The sequence below is a fragment of the Fontivita pretiosa genome (genome assembly GCF_050410795.1).
Lineage (GTDB): Bacteria > Planctomycetota > Phycisphaerae > Tepidisphaerales > Tepidisphaeraceae > Fontivita > Fontivita pretiosa.
The window spans coordinates 36,087-53,502 of the sequence record NZ_CP191258.1 but is presented as its reverse complement, the minus strand read 5'-3'; the positions used below and the strand labels follow the sequence as shown (position 1 = coordinate 53,502).

General features: G+C 63.3%; 11 protein-coding genes. 8 read left to right on the top strand and 3 right to left on the bottom strand.

The genetic code is table 11. The annotated features are described in order from the left end of the window. Positions 1 to 217 precede the first annotated feature (217 nt). A complete protein-coding gene (locus tag ACQS5P_RS00230; protein WP_428938894.1) occupies positions 218 to 2,299 on the top strand; it encodes a 2-oxoacid:acceptor oxidoreductase family protein in 2,082 nt (693 codons plus the stop codon). Between the two features lie 31 nt (positions 2,300 to 2,330). Here ACQS5P_RS00230 and ACQS5P_RS00225 read toward each other — a convergent pair whose 3' ends face one another. Then, positions 2,331 to 2,699, bottom strand: coding sequence for an HNH endonuclease (locus ACQS5P_RS00225; RefSeq protein ID WP_428938893.1), 369 nt, complete (start codon positions 2,697 to 2,699; stop codon positions 2,331 to 2,333). Between the two features lie 6 nt (positions 2,700 to 2,705). Then, positions 2,706 to 2,972, bottom strand: a complete 267-nt coding sequence (locus ACQS5P_RS00220; RefSeq protein ID WP_428938892.1) for a hypothetical protein — start codon at positions 2,970 to 2,972, stop codon at positions 2,706 to 2,708. A gap of 43 nt (positions 2,973 to 3,015) precedes the next feature. Between ACQS5P_RS00220 and ACQS5P_RS00215 the strand changes: the two genes are divergently transcribed. The 5 genes from ACQS5P_RS00215 (at position 3,016) to ACQS5P_RS00195 (ending at position 10,611) form a co-directional block, all read left to right on the top strand. Then, positions 3,016 to 4,638, top strand: a complete 1,623-nt coding sequence (locus ACQS5P_RS00215) for a thiamine pyrophosphate-dependent enzyme (RefSeq protein WP_428938891.1) — start codon at positions 3,016 to 3,018, stop codon at positions 4,636 to 4,638. 109 nt (positions 4,639 to 4,747) lie between these two features. Further along, positions 4,748 to 5,446, top strand: a complete 699-nt coding sequence (locus tag ACQS5P_RS00210; RefSeq protein ID WP_428938890.1) for a hypothetical protein — start codon at positions 4,748 to 4,750, stop codon at positions 5,444 to 5,446. Between the two features lie 259 nt (positions 5,447 to 5,705). Continuing rightward, positions 5,706 to 7,460, top strand: a complete 1,755-nt coding sequence (locus tag ACQS5P_RS00205; RefSeq protein ID WP_428938889.1) for a dockerin type I repeat-containing protein — start codon at positions 5,706 to 5,708, stop codon at positions 7,458 to 7,460. A 91-nt stretch (positions 7,461 to 7,551) separates the two neighbouring features. Beyond that, on the top strand, positions 7,552 to 9,954 hold the full coding sequence (yicI, locus tag ACQS5P_RS00200; protein WP_428938888.1) for an alpha-xylosidase: 2,403 nt from the start codon (positions 7,552 to 7,554) through the stop codon (positions 9,952 to 9,954). Positions 9,955 to 10,050: 96 nt separating this feature from the next. Then, on the top strand, positions 10,051 to 10,611 hold the full coding sequence (locus tag ACQS5P_RS00195; protein WP_428938887.1) for a D-sedoheptulose-7-phosphate isomerase: 561 nt from the start codon (positions 10,051 to 10,053) through the stop codon (positions 10,609 to 10,611). Positions 10,612 to 10,617: 6 nt separating this feature from the next. Here ACQS5P_RS00195 and ACQS5P_RS00190 read toward each other — a convergent pair whose 3' ends face one another. After that, complete coding sequence (locus ACQS5P_RS00190; RefSeq protein WP_428938886.1) at positions 10,618 to 12,396, bottom strand: hypothetical protein; 1,779 nt, start codon at positions 12,394 to 12,396, stop codon at positions 10,618 to 10,620. A gap of 260 nt (positions 12,397 to 12,656) precedes the next feature. Here ACQS5P_RS00190 and ACQS5P_RS00185 point away from each other — a divergent pair, with 260 nt between their 5' ends. Beyond that, positions 12,657 to 13,127, top strand: coding sequence for a hypothetical protein (locus ACQS5P_RS00185; RefSeq protein ID WP_428938885.1), 471 nt, complete (start codon positions 12,657 to 12,659; stop codon positions 13,125 to 13,127). 390 nt (positions 13,128 to 13,517) lie between these two features. Continuing rightward, complete coding sequence (locus tag ACQS5P_RS00180) at positions 13,518 to 17,339, top strand: DUF6537 domain-containing protein (protein ID WP_428938884.1); 3,822 nt, start codon at positions 13,518 to 13,520, stop codon at positions 17,337 to 17,339. The last annotated feature ends 77 nt before the right edge of the window (positions 17,340 to 17,416 follow it).

Below are 17,416 nucleotides of genomic sequence, written 5' to 3'. Positions count from 1 at the left end.
CCTCAGCATAGGAGTTCGTCGCCTTGCTCACTGCCCGTTCAGGTTGCCGCATCTCTGCGGGCAGGTGGGATGAGTGACGACCCGGACGTTGCGTCGCCTCAGCCGCCGAGTTGCGTGCGCTGAAGATCACCGTCCGAGCCGACCCACCTTCGAACACAACCAGGAACGGGCCGCGTCGTCATTGGCTCCTTTGTCCCTTTGTCTGCAGGAGTCGTGCATGAGCGGTTCAGGTTCTTCGGCACCCGAGGACGGCAATGGCCGATCCAACGGCAACGGCCAGCATGTTGCTCAGTCCCGTCGCGATTCGGTGCGATATCCCGGCATACCGACCATTACCGACGGCGCCGGCGCCGTCGTGTGGGTGGAAATCAACATCACCCAGGCCGCCTGCGCCTATCCAATCACCAGCTCGACAACCATGGGCGGCGGGTATTCCGCGGCGGTGTCCAACGGCCAGCGGAACCTGTGGGGCGAGAAGCTGATTTTCATCGAGCCGGAGAGCGAGCACTCGTCGGCCTCGACGTGCGAAGGCTTTGCCCTGGCGGGGGGGCGAGTGACGAATTTCACCAGCGGGCAGGGGCTGGTGCTGATGAAGGAGGTGCTGTACACGATCAGCGGCAAGCGACTGCCGGTTGTATTCCACATCGGCGCCCGCGCCCTGACCAGCCACAGCCTCAACGTCCATGCCGGGCACGACGACGTGATGAGCTGCGCCGACACCGGCTGGGGGATCCTGTTCGGGCGCAATCCACAGGAGGCGGCGGACCTGGCGCTGATCGCCCGTCGCGCCGCCGAGGCCTGCCAGTCCCCCTTCATGAACGTCCAGGACGGCTTTCTGATCACCCACACGATCGAGAATGTGCTGTTGCCCGAAAAGGAGTTCATGGCCGAATTCGTCGGTCGGCCGCAGGATCACATCCTCAACCTCTTCGACGTCAACCACCCGCTGATGACGGGGGTGGTGCAGGATCAGGACTCCTACATGAAGGGCAAGATCGCCCAACGGCACTACTACGCGCACATGAAACCGGCACTGCTGGAGGCGATGCGATTGTTCAGCGACGCCACGGGCCGGCCATACGACCTGATCGAGTCGTATCGCATGGAAGATGCCGACTACGCCCTGGTGGGCATGGGCTGCATGATGGAGACGGCCAAGCCGACCATCGACTACATGCGCAGCGAGCTGAATCTGCGTGTCGGGGCGGTGAACGTGTGCAGCTATCGCCCCTGGCCGGGGGTGGAGATCGTGCGGGTGTTGCGGAACGTCAAGGCGTTCACGGTGATCGAGCGGATGGACGATCCGATCGCACCGGCCAACCCGCTCATGCGAGACATCAAGACCTCGTTTCTGGATGCCCGGCTCCAGCTTGAGCAGTTCCGCGAGGCCGCCGTGACGGTCGATCAGTTCCCGCTGATGCTCCAGTGTTCGGCCGGGCTGGGCTCGCGCGACATTCGGCCGGGGCACTTCATCGGCCTGGTGCAGAACATGCGGCACGCCGTCGAGGCAAAGGCACACAAGGAGTATTGCACGGTCGGGATCAAGCACGAGACGGCGATCGATCCGCCGATCGACCCGGATGTTCGCCCGGAGGGCGCGTATTCGATGCGAGGGCATTCGGTTGGCGGTTATGGGTCGGTCACCACCAACAAGGTCATCGCCAGTTTGATGGGCGACCTGTTCGGGCTGCACGTGCAGGCGTATCCCAAGTATGGCTCGTCGAAGAAAGGCCTGCCGACGACGTATTACCTGACCGTCGCGCCGTCGAAGATCCTCACGCACTGCGAGCTGGAGCATGTGGAGTTCATTCCGCTCAACGACGTCAACGCCCTGAACCTGGGCGACACGTTGCGCGGGCTGGCGGATGGGGGCACGATCTTCCTGAACAGCTCCAAGACCACGCCGCTGGAGGTGTGGCAGGGTGTTCCGGTCTGGGCGCGGCGGCGCATCCGCGAGAAGCACGCCCACGTGCTGGCGCTGGACACGTTCAAGATCGCCGACGAGGTCGCCACCAACCCCGAATTGCGCATCCGCATGATGGGGATCGTGCTGCTGGGCGTGTTCCTCAAGGCCACGCCTTTTGCGGCGCGCCTTGGCATGGGCTTTGAGCAGATCATGCAGGGAGTGGAGAAGGCCGTGCGCAGCTACTGGGGCAAGCGTGGCGAGCAGGTGGTGCAGGACAATCTCACGTGCATCCGCCGCGGATATCAGGAGGTATTCGAGGTGCCTCGCGAGGTGATATTTGACGCGTCGCTTGACGAGCCGACGCCCGCGACGGCGCTGCCGGTGGTTTCATGACGAGGGGAGAATCAAAAGGCACCCGTTTCAATCAGCGATTCCCGGACGAGGATGCGGATGGGAAGGTTGATACGGCGACCGTGGCGCGACCGATCGGAGTAAGTCCGACGAGAGCCGCGCCCTCATAGCGGAAATGCTCATCCCATGAGTCGGTTCTGGGGTGAAACAGTCGGCTGATCTGGCCAGTCTCCGGATCGATACCCGCCAGATTCGGTCCTTTGAACTGGTTGCATCGGCCGCAGCACAAGGCAAGGTTTGAGACCTCGGTCTTGCCGCCATGCTGCCGAGCGATGATGTGGTCCAGCACGTGCCGAAGTCGCGAACCCGATTCGGGCATACGGCAATACTCGCAGCGACCGGCAGCGAGTCGTCGGATGGTTTGCTCAGCCGTTTCTGGCATGAGTGTTCAGGCCGCAGTCGGTGCCCGGTTCAGGGACTTGCGGGCCTTGGCGTGAAGGATGGCCAGGATGTCGTTGGCCGTCAGCAGGTCGTCGAGCTCAACTCGCTCCTGCTCAGTGAGTTGACCAAGTTGCGCTTTTTCGGATAGCTCGCGATAGCGCGCCTGCTCTTCGTCGGAAAAGTCGAGGCTCAACAACTTGCGGGCAAATTCGGTGGGCAGATCGCCCTCCGTTGGCCGAAGGATTCGCTCGAGCACGGAGTGTTTGGCGAGCATCAAAGCATTGTAGCACGAATGACACTCAGCGGAAGGCGTTATCATGCCCATCACACCAGCAGTATTACCGCGGTCTGTCGAGCAGGTCGTTGACGCACGCAACTTCTTCGAGCGGGTGATCCCGCTGTACGAGCGTGGCGTCGGGGACATCGAGCTTGAAGCGGATCTGGATTCGGCGCGCAGCGCCATTCCCGCCGGCACGGGCGCGCCGCGAGACTTTTCGTTCATCGCGCCGGAGATCCCCGAATTCATCAGCTCCAACTGCGTCGGATGCATGGACTGCGTGACTGAATGCCCGGACACTGCGATCCTTGGGAAGGTGATCCCCAGGTCACAGCTCGAAGCGGCGCTGGCGAAGATGTCGCCCCAGCAGCGCGCCCGCGTCGAAAACGACTGGGCCAAAACCCGCAAGTACTGGCAGACCTACGAGAAACAGGGCAAGGAGCCCGGGTACTTCGGCATCTTCATCGATCCGACCAAGTGCAAGGGCTGCGCCGAGTGCGTACAGGTCTGCGACGACCACGCCCTGAAGATGATCAAGAAGACCGACACGAACATGCCGGTCATCCGCGAAAAGTTCGATCACTTCCGTGCGATGGGGCCGACGCTGGAGCAGTACATCAACGACAAGGTGCTGGCGGACATGATGCTGAAGGACACCGCGCTTCAGTACGTCGGCGGGGCCGGGTCGTGCGCGGGATGCGGCGAGGCGACGGTGCTGCGGATGTTCATCGCCGCCACGTGCTTCAAGTATGGTCCCGAGAACGTCGGTCTGATCGCCGCCACCGGGTGCAACACCGTCTACACTTCGACGTATCCGTACAATCCGTACCGCTTGCCGTGGAGCAACTCGCTGTTCGAGAACGCCCCGACGTTCGCGATGGGCGTGCGCGCCAAGTGGAACCAGCAGGGCTGGGAGAACAAGCGGCTGTGGGTGATCGGCGGCGACGGGGCGATGATGGACATCGGCTTCCAGGCGCTGTCGCGCATGCTCATGAGCGGCATGGACATCAAGGTCATCGTGCTGGACACGCAGGTCTATTCCAACACCGGCGGGCAGGCTTCGACCAGCACCTTCATGGGGCAGAACACGAAGATGAGCGTGCACGGCAAGGAGATCGCCGGCAAGACCGAGCGCCGCAAGGAGCTGGCGCAGATCGTCATGGCCCATCCGGACGTGTTCGTTGCCCAGACCACCGCGGCCCACGTGAATCACTTTTACAAGGCGATCCTTCGAGCCAACGAATACAAGGGCCCGGCGGTGATCATCACCTACACCACCTGCCAGCCCGAGCACGGCGTGGGAGACCACCTGGCCGGCGAGCGGGCGCGACTGGCGGTCGATTCGCGAACCTTCCCCCTGATCATCTACGATCCGGAGGCCGGAGAACGCATCCGCGATCGGCTGAGTCTGAAGGGCAATCCGGCAATGGACAAGGACTGGTATACCGATCCCAAGACCGGCCAGCCGGTGGATTTCATCACCTTCGCTCGCGGCGAGGGAAGATTCGAGAAGCATTTTGATCGCCAGGGCAACCCCTCAGCGGCGCTGTTGCTGGCCAACGAAGACCGCCGCAGGAACTGGCGCATGCTCCAGGAGATGGCGGGAATCGAGCCGGAGACGCCGCAGGCCGCAGCGACTGCTCAGGCGAACAAGTCGCAATGACCAGGCTCCTGGCACTGTGGCCAGAGCCGTCACCGGGCCAGCGGTCATTGACATTGGATCATCGGTCATTTCGGAACACGGTCATGTGTCAACCAGCGAGGACCCAGACATGAGCACCCAGCTTTCCGAAGCTCACATCTACGAAGGCAGTGGCGATGATCTGGCCGGGCAGCTCGACGGCGGTGGGGCGCGCATCATCCTGCTGCCGGATGCGCCGCCGGTGCAGCGAGAGCCGGATACCGTCGAGCACATCCGCATCATGTGGGGCCAGCGGCTGATCGACGACTTGCTCGCCGGGCGCTACCGCGCGCTGGTGTGCGCGGTCAACGCCACCGACAACAGCCACGGGATCATCGCTCAAGTGGCCGAGCGACTGCCCACCAGCCAGTGGCGCGAGCCGATGATCACCGAATTCGCCCGACACTTTGTTCAGCCGCATACCACGACGGTCGTGAAGTACGACATGGATCGGGTCAAGGTGCTTGCGCTGCTGCGGCCCAAACAGCGCGAGCATCTGACGCTGAACGACCTGGCGGCGGGGTTCCGGATGGTCACGGCGATGCTTCGCGACCGGCCGGACCGCATGCCAGTGGCGTCGGTCTGCTTCCTGGGGGCTCGCGCCAACAAGCTGGTCGATCCTCACGGGCGCGAGCCGAGCCTCGAGACCGTGCTGCGGGTGATGTATGATGCCGGTTTCCGCGGCGATGTGTACCCGTCTCCGTGGATGTGGGAATCCTCGCAGACGGCAGTCTTTCCGCGCTATCCCTTCCCCGAGAGCTTCAAACAGATGTGCGCCGGCGGGTTCTGAGCGCAAGCTCCCCGACGCGTTCCTGGATGTGCGACGGCTGGCCATTCCTGCGCGCCGGGACGGCAGCGGATGTCTGAGCGGTCTGGCGGAATTTCTTTGACACGCCGGCGGGGGGTTGGTTATACTTGCGTTTCAGAAAACGCTTGCTGAAAATCAGCAAGCGGTTTCCGAGCTGAGGATCCGTCCCGGAGTCGTGGGCATTCAAACGGGAGTCCTTTCAACCACCTCTACCCCTGAACACATTTGCAGGAGGAATCCGATGAGCAGCTCATCTCGTGTTGGGTCCGGACCGTGGAAGCTGCGTGCGGCGGCACTGGCGGCCCTGGGCGCGCTGGCGGGCGGGCATGCGGCGGCGGATGTCGTCATCGCCGATTTCGAGGCCGACCCGCCTATCTACAACAACGAGGATGGCTTCACCGCCAACACCCCAGGCGGCGTGCTGACCAGCGTCAACAACGTCACCGGCGATCCCAACCCCGCCAACTGGTGGATGCAGATCACGGTTCCCACCAATGCGCTGACCTGGTACCAGACATTCAACGAAAAAGCGCGCAACCCCGCGCTCAGCCAGGAGAACTACAACACACACCAGTACATCGCGTTCGACCTGATCGTTCCCTCCAGCTACGTGAACAACACCCTGGGGCTGGTGTATGTCGTGCAGGGCGACGGTCAGGGCTGGACCCAGCCGCCGGCATACATCATCGACATCCCCGCCAAGGACACCAAGTTCCACGTGCAGTTGGATCTGGAGCGACTGCAACCGGTGGCGACGACCACGGGCTGGTGGCAAACGTTCATGCACTGGCAGCCGGGCGAGCCACCGGAGGGAACGCCCGCGACTCCGCAGACCTTCTACGTGGACAACCTCACGTTCGTCAGCCCGCCAGCCAACAGCCCGAGCCTGTACTTCCGTACAGGCATCGGCGACTGGAACTCGGCCGGAAGCTGGCGGTTCAGTCTCATTCCCAACTCTCCGGGCGCGGTGGCGATCCTGGGCGCGCGACCGACAGCCCCAACCACCGTCGTGACCGAAACCGCCGTCACCATCGGAACCCTGCGCTTTGACAACGCCAACACCTACCAGATCGCCGGCAACGGAACGCTGAATGTCCAGGTCGCCTCCGGCACCGGTTTGATCGAAGTCCTACAGGGCAGCCACAAGATCAACCTGCCGATCAATTTCCACAGCAGCACGAACATCACCGTTCCCACCGGCTCGACCCTGACGATCGGAGATCCGATGGTCGTTAAGACCGGCGCCACCGTCACGAAAAGCGGCACCGTCCTGATCGAAGCCCCCCTGACCATCGAACCCGGCGGCGTGCTGAACCTGGGCAACGGCGTCAGCTCACTTTACAAGGCCCCGACACTCGGAACCGGCGCCAAGGTCAACATCACCGGCAGCGGCGTGAATGTCCTGGAAGGCAACCTCGCCACCGTCACCGCCCAGATCAAAACCGCCCTGGAGAACGGCGGGAACTTCGACTGGCAGGGGCCGGGCATCGGCTCGACTCGCGCCTTCCAGCAGAACCAGACCGCCGGCAGCTTTCTGTACGGGCTGGGCGTGGTGCTGAACGACCTGGCCCAGGTCGGCGGCAGCGGGCCGATCTACACGACCTTCAACGGCCAGAGCGTCGCCTCAGATGACGTGCTGGTGAAGTTCACCTACTTTGGTGACGCGGATCTTTCCGGCAGCATCGACGCCACCGACTACAGCCTGATCGACAACGGGTATGTCAACACGTTGAGCGGCTGGATCAATGGAGACTTCGACTACTCCGGCACGATCGACGCGACGGACTATGCCCTGATCGACAATGCGTACGTCAACCAGGCTGGTCCGCTCGCGGAAGCTCTGATCGCCGAGCACACCCGAATGTTTGGCGGCGAGTACCTGGCGGCGTTGCGGGCGATTCAGTCGGGCGTGATTCCCGAGCCGGCGTCGCTGTCGCTCCTGGCGTTGGGCGCGTGGTCATTGAAGCGCTGCCGCCGCACGGTCGGAGGCGCATGATCGAATGATCGATGTCGTGACGGTTTGAGACCTCCTCCGCTGGCGGCGCGCCTAACGGCGCGCCGCTGGCTTATCGCTCGGTGGACAACGAATGAAGTTCAGTCACGGAGCATGGCAGTGGGCGGCGGGAGTGACCCCGACGTGCGTCAGACGCATCTGCGAGTACCGCATCGATAACGACACGCTGTTCATCTGCGCGCTGGATCGCTATGGCAATGAAGGCGTCGATCGCTTCGAGGGGCTTGTGCTCCAGGTGCTGGTGTCCTCGCCGATGCCCGATGTGATCCGTGTGCAGGTTCGGCATTTTCATCCCGCCGAGCGCGGCATCAGGAGCTTTGATCTGAACTACGGACTGCGGGCGTCGAACGTCGCCATCGTCGATGATGCGGATCACCTGCGTTTCACCAGCGGCAGGCTCACGCTTCAGATCCGCAAGTCCAACTGGCAGATGCGGTTCATCGACGAGCACGGGCGAAGCATCACCACCGGCGGGTACGACAGCCTGGGGTATATGCAGGTCAGCGGTCGGGGCAGCTATCTCATGCAGCGTCTGTCGCTGGGGGTGGGCGAATGCATCTATGGCATGGGCGAGCGGTTTGGCCCGCTGGTGCGCAACGGGCAGTCCGTGGCCATCTGGCAGGAAGACGGCGGAACCAACAGCGATCTGGCGTACAAGAACGTTCCGTTCTATCTGTCCAGCCGGGGGTATGGACTGCTGGTCAACACCCCGGCGCGGGTCGAATTCGAGGTTGCCACCGAGCGCGTGATGGCCGTGCAGTTCAGCGTGCCCGGAGAATCGCTGGACTATTACGTGTTTTACGGGCCTGATCCGAAGGACGTGCTCGGCAAATACACCGCGCTGGCCGGCCGGCCCGCGTTGCCGCCGGCGTGGTCCTTCGGGCTGTGGCTGAGCACGTCGTTCACGACCCGTTACGACGAGCAGACGGTGATGTCGATGGTCGATCAGATGTTCGACCGCGGCATTCCGCTGAGCGTTTTCCATTTCGACTGCTTCTGGATGAAGCAGCGTCACTGGTGCGACTTTCTGTGGGATCGCGAGGCGTTTCCCGATCCGCAGGGAATGATCCGGCGACTGAAGGCGCGCGGGTTGCACGTGTGCGTGTGGATCAATCCCTACATCTCCAGCCTCTCGTCGCTCTTTGACGAGGGCCGCCGCAAGGGATACTTCCTCAAGACCCGCGATGGCGACGTGTACCAGATCGATCAATGGCAGCCGGGGATGGCGATCGTCGATTTCACCAACCCCGATGCCGTGACGTGGTATCAGTCCAGGCTCCGGGCGCTGCTGGAGATGGGGGTGGACAGCTTCAAGACCGACTTCGGTGAACGGATACCCGACGACGTGGTTTACCACGATGGCTCGGACCCGAAGCTGATGCACAACTATTACGCCTACCTGTACAACAAGGCCGTCTTCGAGCTGCTAGAACACTTTCATGGCAAGAACCATGCGATCGTGTTCGCGCGATCGGCGACGGCCGGCTGCCAGAAGTTTCCAGTGCACTGGGGCGGGGACTGCGAGGCGACGTTCGAATCGATGGCGGAGGATCTGCGCGGCGGGCTGAGCTTCTGCATGTCGGGCGCGGCGTTCTGGAGCCACGACATCGGCGGATTCACCGGCACGGCCCGCCCGGAGGTCTACAAACGCTGGGTCGCGTTCGGGCTGCTCTCCACCCACAGCCGCCTGCACGGCTCCAGCAGCTATCGCGTGCCCTGGCTGTTCGATGAGCAGTCTGTCGATGTCATGCGCCAGTTCGTCAGGCTCAAGAACCGGCTGTTCCCCTATCTGTTCGCCGCCGCCTGCGACGCGCACGAACACGGCTGGCCGGTGATGCGGGCGATGGTGCTGGAGTTTCCCGATGACCCGGCCTGTCTGTATCTGGACCGACAGTACATGCTCGGATCATCGCTGCTGGTGGCGCCGGTGTTTCGCGAGGACAACATCGCCGAATACTACCTGCCACCGGGGCGATGGACGAGCCTGACCGGCCATCAGGTTCTGGCCGGCGGGAAATGGTACCGCGAGAAGGTGGACTTCATGCACATCCCGCTGTTCGTGCGCGAGAACTCGATCCTGGCGATGTGCGATCACGAGGACGCGCCGCGATGGACGCTGGCCGATGAACTGACGCTTCAGCTTGTACACATCGCCGATGGCGCCGATCTGTCGGTGCGGCTGGTGGCTGACGACGCGGTGGGGCGCACGACGATCCGCTGCCGGCGAAATCAGCAGCGGCTGACGCTCAGCAGCGACGGGCAGGCGCGGCGGATCCGGCTGCTGCTTCGCCCGCAATGCCCGATCCAGACCAGCCGGCTGATCAACGGCAGGCTGCTCGCCACCGCGGCGGCGGGCACGCTCATCGAGTGGATCGACACCTGCCAGCCGATCCACATCCCGATCGGCACCGCTGCCGAGCAACCCGGCGACAGATTGATGCTGACGGTGCCTGCCGCAAGCGCCGAGCCGCGATGAGCCTGGGCGGATGATGCTTTGCCTGCGTCGCAGCGTCTGTGCTGCATGCAACGGCATGTTGGGAAGATCGGCCCGCCGGGCGTATGATGCGCGGCCATGAGGAGCCTGCTGGATAACGCGATCTACGAATTGAGCCTGCTGCTGCCCAAGCTCGCCCCTATGGCGGCGACGCTGGAGAAGCTTGGGCAGGCGATGCTGGAGTGCTGGGGCCGCCGGGGCAAGGTGCTGGTCTGCGGCAACGGCGGCAGCGCCGCCGACGCGATGCATTTTGCCGAGGAGTTCAGCGTTCGGTTCATGAGTAACCGCCGTGCCCTTGCCGCCATCGCACTGTGCGATCCCACCGCCATCACCTGCGCCGCCAACGACTTCGGCTATGAGACCGTCTTTGCCCGCCAGGTCGAAGCGCTGGGCAACCCCGGGGACATCCTGGTCGTGCTCAGCACCAGCGGCAACAGTCCCAGCATCCTTCGGGCGATCGAGCAGGCCAGGAAACAGCAGATGCTCACGGCGGCGTTTCTGGGTCGCGACGGCGGGCAGGCACGCGGGCAGTGCGACCTGGAGCTGATCATCCCGGCCCATCTCCCGCACCGGATTCAGGAAGGACACAAGGTGCTGTTTCACACCCTGTGCGAGTGGGTTGAGGCGCGATGTCAGTGACCGCGCTCAGGCAATCTGCTTGAGTCGCTGCGCCCTAGCGGCGCGGAAGATGCCCGGTAGCACATAATCACGGGCCACCACATCCCAGCTCATCTTCTCCGCCAGCGCGTGGCCGCGTTCGATGTATTGCTCGAACTCGGCTGGGGTTTTGGGCAGCCGCTGAATCAACTCGCGTGCCACACGCTCGGCGACGATGTTCTCCACCTCGTCACGCTGGGGCTGTCCGATGGCCAGCAGTTGCTCGGGACGAAGCCCCTTGTTGGGCAGATCGGTGTAGTCGGCGACGATCACGTTGGGCACGGGTTTGCCGCCCGCGGCCTTGTTCACGAACCCCGCGCATCCGCAGCACTCGCTGAAAACGCAGATTCCCCCGAAGCTGATCGGCTCGACCTGCGCGATCCCGAACGGCTCATAGATGCTCTGCCCGAACTCCACATCCGAGCCTTTTCGGATGTCCATGAACTCCATGTCGGCCGGCATTCGCATCCCGCAGACGCGCTGGTCGAAGCCGAACTGATTGATGAACACAACCTTGATGTTCCGCGCGCAGGCGTTGAATTCCTGAACGCCCTGGTAGTACAGCGCCTCGCCACCGGACAGGTCCGGAAGCCCTTCGCGGTGCACGACCGGCCACTTGTACTGCTGCTCCATCCGGCGGATGTCTTCGGGCTTTCGCGCGGGTACTTCGGTGCTGAGGGTGAACAGGACCGCCGTCTCATTGCGCTCGCGCAGATACGGCTCCAGATGTTCCAGCACGCGCAGATCCCGCCACAGGCCCTTGGATTTCACCAGCCGCGTGACGTGCGTGAAGACGTAGTCCGGTTCGTACTTCAGAAGGTTCTTGCAGTACTGCTTGAGCTTGTTGCGGGAGCGCATCTTCTCGGCCACGTCGATGCGCCAGCAGGGCACGCCGTTGTAGGCGATCTGCGCGTCAACAGTAAGAAAATCAGGCCCCAGGAAGCGGATTTCCTTGAGGGTGTAGTCCCCGACGGCCAGGATGCCGTCGCAGAACCGCGAGGCTTTGATCAGCGCATGCTTGTAGAAATCGCTCTGGTCACCGAAGACATCCTCGACGAAGTGCCCCGCGGCCATGGCGGCGCGCAGGACGTTGTAGAACATCGTGTCGTGCCCGGGGTGGTTTTCGACGATGCGTCGCATGGTGGCGACTTCGTGGGCATAGAAGATGGTGCGGAAGTTGGAGCGTTCGCCCTCCAGCACCGCCGCCAGCACCGTGGGCATGCCCATGTATTCGTGGCTGAGGATCACGCAGGGTTCGGCGACGCTGCCGGCGGCGCCCAGCGCGTGCAGCGCCGCGATGGCCGGGCGCGCCAGACGCACGTACTGTTCGTAGTCCCAGATGTCTTCGTAGCGGCTGCTTTCGATGCCGAACTTTTCCCACAGCTCGAACTTGAAGATGCCGAGCTGTTCCTTGTTGAAGCGGCTGACGTCGATGAGCAGGACCTCCGGGACGCTGGTCACGCCGGTCTCACGGTCGGTGAATTTGCGTCGTCCGTAGACGATGTTGACGTCGTAGGTCTGCTCGATCTCGCGGAAGCGCTGGGCCAGAGGCGAACGGTAGAGGTTGTCGAAGCTGGAGTACAGGACCTCCCCGCCGGGCCCGAGCCGCCGGTCGCCTGTGTCTTCCCCTGGCCAAAGCGGGCCGATGAGGATGTTGCGTTGCGCCTTGGTGAGGTAGACCTTGCTGGTCAGCAGGCCCTGAAGGACCGCGCCAATCCCGCCGATCTTCTGGATCGCCTCGTGTGTAACGTGAACAACAGTTTGCATATCCAAAGCCCGTATGTGCTGACAGGAGGCAGCAGTATAAGATGGCCCGCAGGCCGCACAACTGCCTCGGATGGAACCAGAGCAGAAATCTTGCGTAACGACAATATCGGCAACCCACCTCCCGCGGGTTATCCATCTTCCCAGGTGGGTGTGCGCTGCCCCGGTTCAGTCAATACGGACGGGGGCCGCGGTGGTTCCGAAGCGCCGGCAACCACTTTGCCGAAATCAGGTATAGAATACACACAGAGGAAACAAACCCTATGGTCGGCACTTTCGCCTACTCGTTTGACCGCGAAACTTTCCACGGGTCCTACGCCACGCGACAGGAGGCGCTGAAAAAAGCGCTGGAGAAACTGTCCGAGATCGAGACCACGCCCGATGCGATCTACGTCGGCAAGCGAGTCCCGATCGACGTCGGCTCCAGCGGGCTGGCGGAAATGATTCTGGCCGCGATGCGCCGCCGCGTGCGTGAGCAGAACAGCGAAGACGTGGGCGTCGCCGACGATTTCCTCATGCGTGTCAACGAACATCAGCTCGCCGAGCTTGACGATGAGATCGACCGCGTCATCCGCGCCTGGCTGGTCAAGCATGAGCTGATGCCCCGTCAGGACAAGATCGTGGCGATCAGCGAGCACCCGATCCCGCAGCCGAGCATGGTGTCGCGCGCCAGCAGCGGCGGCAACGAGGTCGGCGAACTCGGCGAGAGCGAGTATCCCTTCTCACTGCTGTAGCCCGGCAACCCTGCATCTCAGGAAAAAGCGTTTGCCCGGTTTCGCTTGACGCGCAACCGCGGTAAGATGATGTGTCCCCTCGTATCGAACTAACCCGATAAGAGGGAAGGAACTGAACTTCGGCGCGACAGCGCAACAGCGCGGCGGCGCGCAGGCGCAACGGCGCACGGCTTCGTCGGCCATCAACTCCCGGCGAGGCTAAGAGTCTCTGGCATCGCGGTGCAAAACGGCGTCTCCTGCCCACACGGAACTCCGAGGGTAAGCCACGCCGAGAGCGCAGAAGGGACGAACGGTGAAGACAGAAGGATGAAAAACAGATTCGGTTCCGAAATCTGCTCATCCTTCATCTTTCATCCCTGTTCCTGCCTCCCCGCGGAAGGATAGACTGTCATGGCCACCGGTATCGATCCGCGCTTCCTGACCGAATCCGGTCGCGAAGTCTTCATCGGCAACGAACTGCTCGTCAAAGGGTGCCTGGAGACCGAGGGCGGGGTACACCTGCTGACCGGCTACCCGGGCTCTCCCATTGCCGGCTTTTTCGACTGCATCGGCGAGATTGCGCCTCTGCTGAAGGACAGGGGCATCCGCGCGTTTCAGGCGAACAACGAGGCGCTGGCGGTGGCGGCGGTCAACGGATCGCAGATGGCACCGTGCCGCGCGGTGGCGGCGATGAAGAGTGTCGGCGTGCACGTCGCCTCCGACGCCCTGGCGCTGGGAAACCTCGCCGGCGCCCATCCCCAGGGCGGCGCCGTCATCATCATGGGTGACGACCCGTGGTGCGAATCGACTCAGGTCCCGGCCGACAGCCGATTCCTCTGCGAGCATCTGCGCATGCCCGTTGTCGAGCCAGGTTCGCCCCAGCAGGTCAAGGACTGGATCGAGCTGAGTTTCAAGCTTTCGCAGGCGGCGGGACTGTACATCGGGTATATCGTGACCACGCCGCAGGCCGACGGCGGGGGTACTGTCGAGTGCCGTCCGAATCAGTTTCCCAGCATCAACACGAAGCAGAAGATCGCGCTGGACACCTCGCAGATCGACCTGAACAAGGTGCTGCTGCCGCCAAGAACCTGGCAGCAGGAGCTGAGGATCCCGCAGCGCTTCGCGCAAACCATCGCCGCGGCCCGCAGGCTTGGCATCAACCGCATCGTCCATCGCGTCGCGGGCGGCTCGCCCCTGCGCACCACGCCGGACAGCGGGACCACTCAGCTCGCCCCAGACGCCCGTGACTCAGTGCCGCCGCTGGGGTTCATCGTGACCGGAATGGCCGGGCCCTACCTGGAGCAGGTGCTGTACGACCTGGGTTTGCTGGGCTGCTTCCCGATCCTGTACATGGGGATGAGTTATCCGGCGGACGTGGAACTCGTGCGCGAGTTTGCGAGTCTGTGCCGTGACATGATCGTGATCGAGGAGCGGCGCAGCTTCCTGGAGAAGAACATTCGCGATTCGCTGTTCCACGCCTTGCCGCACGAGCAGGCCGCGGCGCTGTCGGCGCGGCTGTTCGGCAAGGCATTCCCCGCGCCGCGTTCCGCGGGCTCGCAGCCTCCAGACGGTTCAGCAAACGGCCCCGAAGCCCGTCCCACCGTGCCGGGCATTCCCGAAGCGCGCGGACTGAATCCGTCGCTGCTGGCGCAACTGCTGATTCCGCTGATTCGTGGCACCGCGGATATCCCTGCCGAACTGCGCGACGGAAGACTCAGTGCCGAGCTGGATCTGCTGCGCAGGCTGAGCAGGCCCAGGCTGGAGGTGATCAGTCCGAACATCGTGCCGCGCACGCCGACGTTCTGCCCCGGCTGTCCGCATCGCGACAGCTCTTCGACGCTGCTGGAGCTTCGCCGAAATCTCAAGGATCCCGAATACATGCGGCGTGTGCACAATCGCGGGCCGGTGGATCTGGTGGCGCACGGCGACACCGGGTGCTACACCATGCTGATGTTCCCGCCCACCGAACAGCTCATGCACAATTACAGCGGCATGGGCCTGGGCGGGGGCACCGGCAGCGGCATCGACCCGTTCATCACCAACAAACAGATCGTGTTCATGGGCGATGGCACCTTCTTCCACTCCGGGCAGATCGCGATCAGCAACGCGATCAAGGCCAACCAGGACATCACCTTCATCATCCTGGAGAACAAGACGACGGCGATGACCGGGCATCAGGAACACCCCGGCACCGAGCTGGATGTGCTGGGCAACCGCTCGTACATCCAGGACATCGAGTCGATCGTCCGGGCGATGGCCGGAACCAGTCCGCTGACGGTGGAGAAGCTCTCGCCGGCCAACCGTGAAAAGTACCAGGCGACGCTGGAGCGGACGATCCTGCGCGACGGGGTGAAGGTGATCATCGCCGACAAGGAATGCGGCATCACGTACTACCGTCGCCAGGCCAGGGAGGAGCGTCGTCTGGCCCGCGAGCACGGGGGCTTCGTGCCGCGCAAGACGTTCATGAACATCACACCTGAGGTGTGCGAGAACTGCCTGGAATGCACCGGGGCCACGGCATGTCCCGGGCTGACGGTGATCGACACGGATTACGGTCGAAAGATCGATACTGATCTGACCTGGTGCGTGAACGACGGCGCCTGCGAGCGGGTGCGCGTCAGCAACGAGTACGGCAGGGGCGTCAAGCCCTGCCCCAGTTTCGAGCAGGTCACCGTCATTCGCTCGCGGCGCAAGCGATACAGCCTGCCGAAGATGGACCTGGACAAGCTGCCGGATCCTGTGCCGGTGTACGAAATGGGCCGGCCGGGCAGCACGTGGCGCGTGCACATGGCGGGTGTGGGGGGCATGGGCATCGGCGTCGTCGCCGCCATCCTCGTGCGCGCGGGACACAAGCAGGGTTATCGCGTGGTCTTCTCCGACAAGAAAGGTCTGGCCATTCGCAATGGCGGGGTCTACTCGCAGATTGCGTGGGTCAACGACCGCGACGATGACGCCAGCCGCGTCACCGAACAACTGTATCCAACCACCGGCCTGATCCCCTATGGCCGGGCGGACCTGCTGCTGGGGATTGACATTCTGGAAGCGGCGCGGGCGATCGATCCTCGCGAGCAGTTCCGCGTCGCCACCCCCGAACGCACGGCGGCGGTCCTGAACCTGCACAAGCAGCCGACCGTCGCGACGCTGCTGGGCCGGCAGGACTTCGATCCTGAAAAGCTGCGCGATGAGATCCTGCAGCACTGTCATCCTGATCGCTCGTATGCCAAAAACCTCTCGGAGCTGTGCGAGCAGCGGCTGGGCTCCAAGCAGTTCGTGAACATCATGATGCTGGGCGTGGCGTATCAGCTCGGGCTGATCCCCGTCAGTGCCAGCGCCATCGGCTGGGCCATCCGTGACACCATTCGCCGCGATCAGCGAAAGAACATCAAGGCCTTCAACATCGGCCGCAAGCTGGCGCTGGAGCCGCGTGCATTGCCGAAGAAGCCCGAGCCGCTGACCTGGCAGCAGCTTCTGACCAACAAGTCACGAATCCTCCGCAAAACGAGCTGGACCGGAAAACTCGCCGCAGAGCGCTTCGAGATGCTGGTTACCGGTGCGATGCGGCACATGCCCGAGCTGCCGGAACGATCAAAGTACGACCTGGCGCTGCGCATCTACGACCTGATGCAGTACGAGGATCATCACTTCGCCCGGCGTTATATCGAACTGGTTCGCAAAGTGTACCAGAGCGATTCGGCGTCGCGCCGTTTCGCCGCCACCCATGCGGCCATCTGGGGCCTGGCCAAGGTGATGCTGATCAAGGATGAGCCATACGTGGCCTATCTGCTGACCCGTTACGAGAAAAAGCAGCGCGACATCGCCAAGTACGGGGTTGACGAAGCCAACGGCGACCGGATCGTCTACCGTCATCACACCCGCCCGGAGTTCAACATCGGCAAACGGCGAATCCGGTTCAACATCACCACCACCGACTGGATGCTGAAGATCGTGCGGCGGATGAAGTGGTGGCGGCGTCTGCCCGGCTGGCACGCCCGCGAGGTCGCGTTCCGCGACTGGTATATCCGCCTGCTCGATCGCGTCGATCTTCAGAACGATTACGACCGCGCTGTGCGGATTCTGCGCTGCGCAGAGGAAGTATGTGGCTATCGTGAGGTCAGGTATCCCAAAATGGACCGTGTGCGGGCGGCGGTGGAGGCGGAGCTGGCGCAGTCCCGGCCGAAGGTCGAGCTGACCATCCACGCCGGGCGGCTGGCTCGCGTGGCGGCGCATGTCTGAGGCTCGCCGTGCCGCGGCGTTGCCAGGCTGGCCGTGTCGCGCGGCCGGCCTGGTCTTCCGCTCGCTTTGCGCGATAC

Excerpts from the sequence above, each read along its gene's own strand:
- ACQS5P_RS00230 (WP_428938894.1), top strand. The coding sequence starts at position 218 with ATGAGCGGTTCAGGTTCTTCGGCACCCGAGGACGGCAATGGCCGATCC.
- ACQS5P_RS00225 (WP_428938893.1), bottom strand. The coding sequence starts at position 2,699 with ATGCCAGAAACGGCTGAGCAAACCATCCGACGACTCGCTGCCGGTCGC.
- ACQS5P_RS00220 (WP_428938892.1), bottom strand. The coding sequence starts at position 2,972 with ATGCTCGCCAAACACTCCGTGCTCGAGCGAATCCTTCGGCCAACGGAG.
- ACQS5P_RS00215 (WP_428938891.1), top strand. The coding sequence starts at position 3,016 with ATGCCCATCACACCAGCAGTATTACCGCGGTCTGTCGAGCAGGTCGTT.
- ACQS5P_RS00210 (WP_428938890.1), top strand. The coding sequence starts at position 4,748 with ATGAGCACCCAGCTTTCCGAAGCTCACATCTACGAAGGCAGTGGCGAT.
- ACQS5P_RS00205 (WP_428938889.1), top strand. The coding sequence starts at position 5,706 with ATGAGCAGCTCATCTCGTGTTGGGTCCGGACCGTGGAAGCTGCGTGCG.
- yicI (WP_428938888.1), top strand. The coding sequence starts at position 7,552 with ATGAAGTTCAGTCACGGAGCATGGCAGTGGGCGGCGGGAGTGACCCCG.
- ACQS5P_RS00195 (WP_428938887.1), top strand. The coding sequence starts at position 10,051 with ATGAGGAGCCTGCTGGATAACGCGATCTACGAATTGAGCCTGCTGCTG.
- ACQS5P_RS00190 (WP_428938886.1), bottom strand. The coding sequence starts at position 12,396 with ATGCAAACTGTTGTTCACGTTACACACGAGGCGATCCAGAAGATCGGC.
- ACQS5P_RS00185 (WP_428938885.1), top strand. The coding sequence starts at position 12,657 with ATGGTCGGCACTTTCGCCTACTCGTTTGACCGCGAAACTTTCCACGGG.
- ACQS5P_RS00180 (WP_428938884.1), top strand. The coding sequence starts at position 13,518 with ATGGCCACCGGTATCGATCCGCGCTTCCTGACCGAATCCGGTCGCGAA.